The sequence below is a fragment of the Methyloparacoccus murrellii genome (assembly GCF_054657115.1).
Genome location: NZ_BAAHXD010000086.1, coordinates 1 through 3,368 on the forward strand (window position 1 = coordinate 1; position 3,368 = coordinate 3,368).

A 3,368-nucleotide genomic window follows, 5' to 3' on the forward strand; every position below is an offset into this window, starting at 1 on the left:
CGTGTGAAGACCATAGGATATGTTGGCTTGGCATCAATGCTCTCGCTATCATGTTTTGCGCCAACCCATAACACTCCAATACCAAACTCTACTGTCCCACCCATGCCATTCACCGAAAACCTACCCACCCAACCAGAACGACCCGGACACGCAGTTGCACGACTCTTCACGCTCGCGGCCTGGGGTACAGCCTGGATTTGGCTGGCGATAGCGATATTCTGGGACGATGCCATTCATGCCCTGACCTTTGACGATGCCTTTTACTATTTCACCATTGCCCGGCATATCGCGCAGGGGCATGGATCGACATTCGATGGCATTGACGCAACCAACGGCTATCATCCGTTGTGGATGTTGCTGATCACGCCGGTTTACTGGCTGAACCTGAGCGATGCCTCGGCCGCACGCTGCCTGCTGGCCTTGCAGGCGATACTGTATGGTATCAGCCTTTCCCTGATGGGCCGGATGCTCAGCCTGTGTCTGGAGACGAGGCATGAGTCACGCGCCGTTGCCGCGCCGGAAGAGCGGCCTGCCGCAACTGGTCGCGTCGCCATCGTGGCATTCGGCCTGTTTGCCCTGACACCGGCAATCGCACGCATCACGATCAACGGCATGGAATCGGCCCTCGTCATGCTGCTCGACACCGGCATACTGCTGCTCACAGCCGGATGGAAGGGCAGCTGGTTGACCCGCGCATCCCGCAGCCAGCGCCTGCGATTGTCCGCGCTGCTGTCACTGGCGATACTGGCTCGCACCGACCACGTGCTGCTGCTGTCGTGCGTCGGGTTCTGGACGCTGCTTGAGATACCTCGAACCGGCAAACGCGGTTGGCTGCCCTGGCTGGAACTCACGGCAGCACCACTGATGACCGTACTGCTGTATGGCCTGGCCAATCAGTACTATTTCGATACCTTCGTGCAGATCAGCGGTTTGGTGAAGCGAGTTTCCCTGACGCCCTATCGCTGGGGCATGCTGGGCATTGTGACAGGGTTGGCCCTCTGCATACTCTGGCTTGGCCAGCGGCAGCCGTTGACAACCTCGCCATCGAGATTTCCCGGACTGCGGCGCTTCCTGCCATCGACAGCCTGGTTTGCCGCATTCTGCTGCCTGATCCTGGGATATTACGGAATAGCCCAGAATCAGCAGTGGTTATGGTATTACGCGCCTGTAGCCTTGTACTCCCAGATGTTCTTGACGATATTCGTTGCCGACCTGGGCGAAGCTGCGATAACCGAAAAAAAGCCCAACCACTCCGACTTTCAGGCAATGGCGCCCGCCATGGGCCTTCTGATGCTGCCATTATTGATTTTCTTCATGCTGAGCATACGAGATATGTTCGCCGCGTCGCGTTACTCCATTCTGCTTGCCAACAAGGCCGCCGCGGAATGGATCGCCTCGAACCTGCCAACTGACACGGTTCTGGGCGCCTGGGATGCGGGCGTACTCGGTTACTATGCCCACCGCTCCATCATCAACCTGGATGGCGTGGTCAATTCGATGGACTTTCTGAAGGCCCACATGACAGGCAACGTGGGCAGGTTTCTCACCGAGCGGAACCTTGCTTATATCGTCAACCATGGTGTCCCCATGGGAGGGCGTGACAACGGCATTGACGACTATATAAAAAACCGGCTGGGAAGCGATGCGGCCGCCACCAGTACTCTCGTCAAGCGCTGGCCATTCCGGTTCACTGGAACCACCGTCAGCGTGGACGGAGAACAAGCGGCATCACACGACATGGCCGTGTTCCTCTACAGATTGCCGAGACCACTATCGTCACTGGATAACTGAGCGATATGGTAACGACTCCTTCAACGTCGACAATGCGAATACTGATCTGGCTTGCCTGTTTTTCTGTGGTTTTCGCCGCTGCACATGTCCATATTGCTAAATTGCCTCCAAATCATGATAACGAATGGCTTCTGAGAATAGCGCAGAGAATGCTGGATGGAGGAACCTATGGCAAGGACTTCATCGAGATCAATCCTCCGTTTGCCGCCTGGATCAACCTGCCTCCTGCGGCATTTTCTCGGACCCACGGGACCGAGCTTTACCCAACCTTCATTGTCTATGTCGCCATCCTGATAGGCATTTCGACAGGACTGGCCATCAAGCCCATTTCGAAACTATCGCATGGCCGCGGCCATAACATTTTAGTGCTGGCCTATGCCTCATCCCTCGCATTGTTGCCCGGCTTCGACTTTGGCCAGAGAGAACATCTGGCCATCATCCTGGCTCTTCCGGGCCTGCTGTGGCTGTCCCTCGCGCAACCCGAAAACAAAGCCGGGCCCAGCAGGCTGGAAACCTTTTCCATATGGCTGTCTGCTGTCGGGTTACTGATCAAGCCTTTCCTGATCCTTATGCCACTGGCCGTGCTGGCTCGCCGTCTGTGGCACCAGCCGCTGTCACGAAACTGGCATTTATCGGCGCTCCCTTTTGGCATCGCCCCCATCCTGTATGTGACGATAGTCACCTACGGATACCCGGAGTACTGGGCAGAAGCCGTACTCCATGGCCAGACCTATTTTGGTTACGACAAGCCGTGGCCCATCGTCATCAATGCCTTGAAGGAAGAACTCTTAGGTGGCTACCTGGTTTTCTGCCTGATGTATCTCTATCGTGATTCAACAAGCGCTGGCAATGCTCAGACCATGAATCTGGCGCTCGCCGCCTTGATGGGGCTGATTTCGGCGCTGCTGCAAAAGAAAGGCTGGTTTTATCATGCCTTGCCCGCCTTCATCATTATGACATTCACCATGGTCCTGATGACAACCTCATGCCTGATGAGTGCCTTGGGTTCCAGAGGCGGTTTTGACATCGCACTTTGTGGCAAGCCCCTGTCAGCGGCAACGATTACCGTGCTCTATTTTGGTCTTCTGGCGAAAACCATGGCCTGGTCCTATAGCATCAAACCACCGCCTCTGATTGCCATCCTGCAGAAAGAAGCAAACAACAAATCCCTGTTGATGATGAGCACAAGCCTCATTCCGGGTCTCTTGACGATGCCCGGCACACGACTGGCAGCCCGCGCCCCCGTGCTCGGCGATCTGGGTGGTATCGTAAAATTAAGCGAGGGCAGCGTGACTGACCGCGAGAAGGCCAAATTCTTGCAGCCCTGGCTTATCCAGTCCCTCAACACCGATATGGAGAACCTGAAGCCGGATGTTATCGTCGTGGACGAATCGCAGCACAAGCAATCGCTACCGGAAGGCTTCGATATCCTGACGTATTTCCTCAAGGATGACGGTTTCAGGCGACTGTGGGAACATTACACATTGCAAACATCGATAACCGGTTACGACATCTACAAAAGGAGTAGCAACCTGAATCCACCAGACTGAGGAAAGCCCGCCCGGCAACAGCCCTCA

2 protein-coding genes are annotated in these 3,368 nt (G+C 55.7%); both read left to right on the plus strand.

Annotation, left to right across the window (positions count from 1 at the left end):
* Positions 1-102: 102 nt before the first annotated feature.
* A complete protein-coding gene (locus tag ACYQ1H_RS15255) occupies positions 103-1,791 on the plus strand; it encodes a hypothetical protein (protein WP_460028898.1) in 1,689 nt (562 codons plus the stop codon).
* A gap of 32 nt (positions 1,792-1,823) precedes the next feature.
* Positions 1,824-3,341 carry a hypothetical protein gene (locus tag ACYQ1H_RS15260; RefSeq protein ID WP_460028899.1) on the plus strand — a complete coding sequence of 506 codons (1,518 nt, stop codon included), beginning with the start codon at positions 1,824-1,826 and terminating at the stop codon, positions 3,339-3,341.
* Positions 3,342-3,368: the final 27 nt, after the last annotated feature.